The sequence below is a fragment of the Streptomyces sp. NPDC007901 genome, from assembly GCF_042959465.1.
Lineage (GTDB): Bacteria > Actinomycetota > Actinomycetes > Streptomycetales > Streptomycetaceae > Streptomyces.
Genome location: NZ_JBIBKW010000067.1, coordinates 1 through 5,848 on the forward strand (window position 1 = coordinate 1; position 5,848 = coordinate 5,848).

4 protein-coding genes and 3 pseudogenes are annotated in these 5,848 nt (G+C 68.0%); 3 read left to right on the forward strand and 4 right to left on the reverse strand.

Features of this window, described 5'->3' with window-relative positions; translation table 11 throughout:
- Positions 1 to 191 precede the first annotated feature (191 nt).
- Together ACFZDK_RS55365 and ACFZDK_RS55370 are read left to right on the forward strand one after the other, a co-directional pair.
- The gene (locus ACFZDK_RS55365) at positions 192 to 758 is read left to right on the forward strand and encodes a hypothetical protein (protein ID WP_390986927.1); all 567 of its coding nucleotides are present in this window, start codon (positions 192 to 194) and stop codon (positions 756 to 758) included.
- Positions 759 to 800: 42 nt separating this feature from the next.
- Positions 801 to 2,329 (forward strand): annotated as a pseudogene (locus ACFZDK_RS55370) (ISKra4 family transposase).
- Positions 2,330 to 2,432: 103 nt separating this feature from the next.
- On the opposite strand, the gene ACFZDK_RS55375 reads toward ACFZDK_RS55370, so the two are convergent.
- Together ACFZDK_RS55375 and ACFZDK_RS55380 are read right to left on the reverse strand one after the other, a co-directional pair.
- Positions 2,433 to 2,915 carry a hypothetical protein gene (locus tag ACFZDK_RS55375; RefSeq protein WP_390986929.1) on the reverse strand — a complete coding sequence of 161 codons (483 nt, stop codon included), beginning with the start codon at positions 2,913 to 2,915 and terminating at the stop codon, positions 2,433 to 2,435.
- Between the two features lie 224 nt (positions 2,916 to 3,139).
- Positions 3,140 to 3,250, reverse strand: a pseudogene (locus tag ACFZDK_RS55380) (DNA polymerase III subunit beta); the annotation flags it as partial.
- Positions 3,251 to 3,428: 178 nt separating this feature from the next.
- On the opposite strand from ACFZDK_RS55380, the pseudogene ACFZDK_RS55385 reads away from it, so the two are divergent.
- A pseudogene (locus tag ACFZDK_RS55385) lies at positions 3,429 to 4,172 on the forward strand (transposase); the annotation flags it as partial.
- Between the two features lie 185 nt (positions 4,173 to 4,357).
- Here the strand turns inward: ACFZDK_RS55385 and ACFZDK_RS55390 are convergent.
- Both ACFZDK_RS55390 and ACFZDK_RS55395 read right to left on the reverse strand, forming a co-directional pair.
- On the reverse strand, positions 4,358 to 4,867 hold the full coding sequence (locus ACFZDK_RS55390; protein WP_390986932.1) for a hypothetical protein: 510 nt from the start codon (positions 4,865 to 4,867) through the stop codon (positions 4,358 to 4,360).
- Positions 4,867 to 5,433, reverse strand: a complete 567-nt coding sequence (locus tag ACFZDK_RS55395) for a SigE family RNA polymerase sigma factor (protein WP_390986934.1) — start codon at positions 5,431 to 5,433, stop codon at positions 4,867 to 4,869. Before ACFZDK_RS55395 ends, ACFZDK_RS55390 begins: the two co-directional genes overlap by 1 nt.
- Positions 5,434 to 5,848: the final 415 nt, after the last annotated feature.

Here is a 5,848-nt window from a genome sequence, read left to right on the forward strand (position 1 = left end):
CTCACACACCATCAGGATGGTGCTCTCAACGAGTCGACGCCACGGACCAGTTGGCCCGATCAACGGCTACGAAAATCTTGTATGAGCCCGGCTCTCCTGAAGTGACCTGTTGACCTGCATCGTTGCGGGTTGGTCTGCCGTGATGGCTCTGTGGCTTCTACCGTTTCGAGTGGGAGCGAGGTGGCTGTCGGATGAGTTCGCTGATCGAAGAGTTGCATCGGCGGGAGGCGGCCGTGCGGGAGGAGGCGGCCGGTCTTCGCCGTGAGATCGACGTGTTGAACGAGCGTTTGGCGCAGGCCGAGGAGCTTTTGGTCCGGCTGGAGATCACCCGGGAGACGGTCGCCGAGATCCTCGGCGAGGCAGGCGCGGATCACATGGAGGCCCCTTCGGTCACGGTCCCGGTGAGGGTCGAGGACGCGGAGCCGGTGTCGGTGGAGTCCGCTCCTGCGTCGCCGATCGGAGTGCTGACGGTGCCGCCATGGCGGCCGGGTATCGCGGTGGCGGTGCTGCCGAGGGCGTATCAGGACCTTGTCGAGGTCCTCGTCGATGCCGGGCATCCGTTGCGGGCTGACCAGGTGGCCGCCGCGGCCGGGTTGAGCACCGACAAGTCGAAGGTCGAGGGCCTGCGGACGAAGTTGAAACGGCTGGTGGACCGGGGCTGGCTGACCGAGGAAGGTCCGAGCCGTTTCACGGCGGCCGGTCGGAAGGACGCAGCGGAATCGTCAAGGCGGCAACGGGAGCAGGGCTCCTCTCTCTAGATTCGAAGGTGCCAACCAAACGTCCCCGGAGAGAAGCGCCCCGTGGAACGGTACGAGACACCCACGACAGCTGACCCCTTTGACCGTTCAACTCATCTGTTCACCACGCCCGTTGCCGATCTCGCTGGCCCGGCGAGTGCCGGCCTGCACCACGATGAGCTGGAAGAACTCCTTGACCTGCGGGGCCGCGAGATCCTGCGGCAGCTCTTGTCGGACCACCTGGAACTGCGGGCCCGGCGGGAGGAGGACACCGCGCGGAGGCGCCGGCTTCCGCCGACCGGCCCTGACGGGGTGATGCGCACGCGCATCGAGTACGGCCACCGGCGGCTGCTGGCCACGCTGTTCGGCACGGTCATCGTGCGCCGGTGCGCGTGGCGGGCGCCCGGCGCCACCAACCTCCACCCCGCTGACGTGGCGTTATCCTTGCCCCGGCTGCGGCACAGTCACCAACTGGTGCGGCTGGCCGCACTCGAGGCGGCACGCGGCTCGTTTGACGCCGCCACCGCGGCGATCGGCCGCCGGTACGGGCCGGTGATCGGCAAACGGCAGGTCGAGCAGGCCGTGATGGCCGCCGCCGACATCGATGCCTTCTACCGCGCACAGATACCTCTCCCGTACACCGCCTCAACCACGCTGGTGATGTCCGTGGACAGCAAGGGCATCGTGATGCGGCCCGACGCGCTGCGGCCCGCCACTCAGAAGGCCGCCGCGGCACGGGGCACCGGCCGCTTCCGCACCCGCCTGGCGTCCGGTGAGAAACCGGCACGCAAGCGGATGGCGACCCTCGCCTGCGTCTACGACGCCGAACCGGCCGTCCGCCGCCCGCACGATGTGATCGCCCCGCCCGGCGGCCGGCACGGCAACCGGACTCTGCGGCCGGGGCCAACGGCGAGGAACAAGTGGCTGTCCGGCTCGGTCGCCGATGATCCCGCCACCGTCATCGGCCGCGCTTTCGACCAGGCCGAATACCGCGATGCCGGTCATCGGCGGCCGTGGGTCGTCCTCGTCGACGGCGCCGTTCACCAACTCGAGCTGATCCAGCAGGAAGCCGCTCGCCGCGACGCCGAGATCAGCATCGTCATCGACCTTGTCCACGTCCTGGAATACGTGTGGAGCGCAGCATGGTGCTTCCCAACAGCGGTGATCCTGCGGTCGAGGACTGGGTCGCCATACAGGCCCTGACTATCCTCGCCGGTCATGCCCACCAGGTCGCCGAGACGATCACAGCCCAGGCGGACAACGCCGGGCTGAACGGGGACCGGCGCCACGGCGTTGATGCGTGTGTCCGCTACCTGACAGGGAAGGCCGAGTTCTTGCGCTACGACCGGGCGCTGGCAGCCGGCTGGCCGATCGCGACCGGCGTGATCGAAGGCGCGTGGCGGCACCTGATTGCCGACCGGCTCGACATCTCCGGCGCCCGCTGGGGCCTCGACGGCGCCGAAGCCGTTCTCAAACTCTGAGCCGTACACAGCAACGGCGACTTCGACACCTACTGGCGCTTCCACGTCGCTCGCGAACACGAACGCCTCTATCAAGCCGCTGGCCAAGGCGAATACGACCTCACCGCCTGATCGGCGACCGCGCTCGAAACGACCTGCACCCGACGGAGAAGACGGGACGCAACACCGCCAGCAGTGCGCCCAGAAATGTAGAACACACAACCGGCGGCACTGATCAGGTGCGCGGCGTCGCCTTGACGAGGCGCACGGGCTCACCATCGAGCAGCGCCTGGTCCAAGAACGCATCGGTGATCCTGTGGCCCTCCCCCCGCGGGAAGTCCTTCGTGACGTCCAAGGTGAGGTCCAAGGTGAGGTAGAAGTCGCGGAACGCGGCTCTGACCCGGGACGCCAGGTCCGCGTAGTCCGGAGTCTCGGCAGGGTCAGCCGCAATCTGGATACGGGCCTCCCTGGGGGCATCGATCCCCGTCACCCAGACATCGAACGCATGAGCCAAATCCGCCTCCCGCAGCGCCTTGCGGGCGGAATCATGCAGTGCGACCGCACTCAGGTACTGCGTCACCTGGTCACGGCTGAAGGCCCGCGCCACGCTCAACGCGATGGTCTTGGCGGGGGTACCGCCACGGAACTCGCGTGCGATGGCGTCGACCAGCGCACGCTTCTCGCCCAGATAGTTCTGGAGCTCCACCTCAATGCCCATGCGGCACACGCTACCGAGCGGACTGAATTACGTCCAGACTGAATTCAGTCTTGCTCTGCGATCGACAGCCGCCAGCACGCATCCACCCTCGAGCATGAACCCCAGCGCCAACTCACCTCAGGGGAGCCGCACCCGTTCACGTTGACAGGGCGGATGCTTGGGGTCTGGCGCAAGCGGGCCAGCAGCCGGACCTCTTCGAGCTGTTCGGGTTCATACCAGCGCTAACCGCTCACCGGGTCCACCCAGGCCGGGACCAGCACGTCGGCTCGGTCGTAGAATCGCACGGCGCTCACGCCCAGACCGCTGTCGCGGGCCATCTCGTCAATGCTGCGCATGTCGTTCTCCACACCCGGCACTCTCGGCCCTGGCCTCGGGCTTTCATGAGTGTGCTCCTCCATGCCTTGATCAAATAAACAGAGAGCGTCTCTGACCTGCAACGATGGGACTTTTCTTGGGTCTTGTTGGCTGCGTGGAAAGTAGCACTCTCCAGGTGAGTAGACGTATCGGGAACGTATCGGGTTGCACTCGTGTGTCCGCGTCGAGGGCGGTGGCAGCGGGGCGGTCTCGCAGGCCGGGGCGGTGCTGCTGGCCGAGACGGTCCGCAAGTCCGGGTCGGACACCGCGATATCGGTGATAATGAAGCCGTAGCGCAAGACTCGGACGGTGCACGACCCCGGCAAGGTCCTGCTGGACGTCGCGCTCGCGACGGCTCTGCGCGGGGACTGCCTCGCCGATGTCGCCATACTGCGGGCCCGGCCCGGCGTGTTCGGCCCGGTGGCGTCAGACCCGACGGTCTCCCGGCTCATCGATGCCTTCGCCTCAGGCGGGTCGGAGGCACTCACCGCGATCCGCACGATGCGAACCGAAGTACGTTCGCGGGTCTGGGAGTTGGCCGGGGCGGACAGTCCGGCGGCCGGCGGCAGCGTGATCGTGGACATCGAGGGGATGCTGCTCCTCGCACACTCTGTGAAGCAGGATGCCACCACCACCTGGAAGAAAGACCTCGGCCATCACCCGCTCGTCGCGTTCGTCGACCACGGCCCGGCCGGGTCCGGGGAGCCGGTGGCCGCGCTGCTGCGGTCGGGCAACGCCGGCTCCAATACGGGCGCCGATCACGTCACCACCGCCCAGCTCGCCCTGGCCCAGCTGCCGAACCACCTGCGGCGGGGACATCAGACGCTGATCCGCGCGGACTCCGGCGGCGGCACCCATACCTTCCTCGACTGGCTCTCCAAGCCGGGCCGGTGGCTGTCGTATCTGAACGAGCGTCAGCGTCGGCCGGCTGCAGAGTGGGCCTGCTCAACGGGTCAGTCGGGGAGATCGGCGCGGACGCACATCGTCCATGGGCAGACGCGTGGTGGAATGCAGGGGTGGTGGCCCCGGTTCCGACGGGGCCACCACGCGCTGTCCGGCCTCTGTCCGGTCGGGCCGACTCCGTCAGGTCAGCGGTAGCAGGTGGTTACGAGGACCGTGTCACCCGCGTGGACGACCGTCGGAGCGTGCGGAGAAAGCGCGACCACCGCGTCCTCCTGCTTCTTGCAGTCGGACTTCTGGACCCGGGTGAATGTGGGCGTGAGGCCGAAGTGGACAAGCGCCGTCCTGGCCCTCGCCGCGCTCACGCCGGCCAGCTGCTCCTTGGCGGTCGTGCCGTCGCTGGTGCGGACAAGCAAGGTGGTGCTGTCGGCGTCGGTGCTGCCGGCAGAGGTCTGCACCGGGGTGTGCGAACCGCTGCCGACGGCGCCGGCGGCCAGGGCGGTGCCTGCGCCGCAGGCCACGACCAGCGCGGTGGCGATGCCCGCGATGGCGGTGGCCCGCTTGCGGCGCGCCCCGCGCTCGATGACGGCTGTGTCGAAGTGCGGCGTCTCGGCGGTGTTCACGAAGTCGTTCATGGCGTTCACCAGCTCCTGCTCGAAGAGTGTGCAGCCAGAAGGCTGCGAATCGTGTGATCTCATCAGATTCCTTCCGTCGGCTGCTGTGGCGAAGGGCTGGAGAGTGCGGGGAACTGGCCTCTGAGCTTGTCGATGCCGCGAGCGAGCTGGGACCGCACGGTGCTCGGTGAGATCTTCAGGTCGGCCGCGATCTCGTCATCCGACAGGTCGTGGAAGTACCGCAGTACCACGACCGTCCGCATGCGAATCGGCAGACCCTGCAGGGCCCGTACCAGTTGGTCCCTCGTGTCCACCTGCCCGTACTGGTCCCCAGGGGCGGCACGTTCGCCGCCGTCCTGGTGCGCGACCGTGCGGCGGAACCTCCGCCACCGGTCGTTGACCAGGTTCACCATGATGCGCCGCACGTAGGCCTCCGGAGCGTCCTTGGCGGCAATGACGCGCCACTTGCGGCAGGCCCGCTCCAGGGTCTCCTGGACCAAGTCCTCCGCGGTCTCGCGGTTCCCCGTCAAGACGAGGGCCCCGCGGTACAGCGCGGCCGACCGGGCGACGACAAAGTCGTGGAAGTCGTACTCCGACTTCCCCGGTGCGGACTCACTGATTTCGACACGGACATCGCGCTCGGCTGCCAACTCCACATCCCCATCCCTTCCTGTCACCCCTCCCTGACGGGAAACTGGTCTCGCATGCTGCACGCACATCGTGAGACCTGGGTCACAGCGCCAGGCCGCCAGAAGGAACAGGCCCGGCCCGGCGACCGGTGCGGACCAGGTCCGAGACAGAAGCGGACGCCGTCCATGTCCCGCACGCGGGCCCGCCCGCCCCGTCGTGGGGGTGCCCCTAACCTTGCGCTTTCATGTGGCGGGGCGTCCGGCGGGTGATCAGAAACACAGCGAAGAACGACAAGGTCGACGCGGCCACCCTGGGCCGGCTCCTGCGTGCCGACCTCCTGCCGGAAGCGTGGATCGCGCCGCTGGAGATACGGCAGCGGCGGGCGCTGCTGCGGCACCGCTTCCAGCTCGTACGGCTGCGGACGCTGCTGCGCAA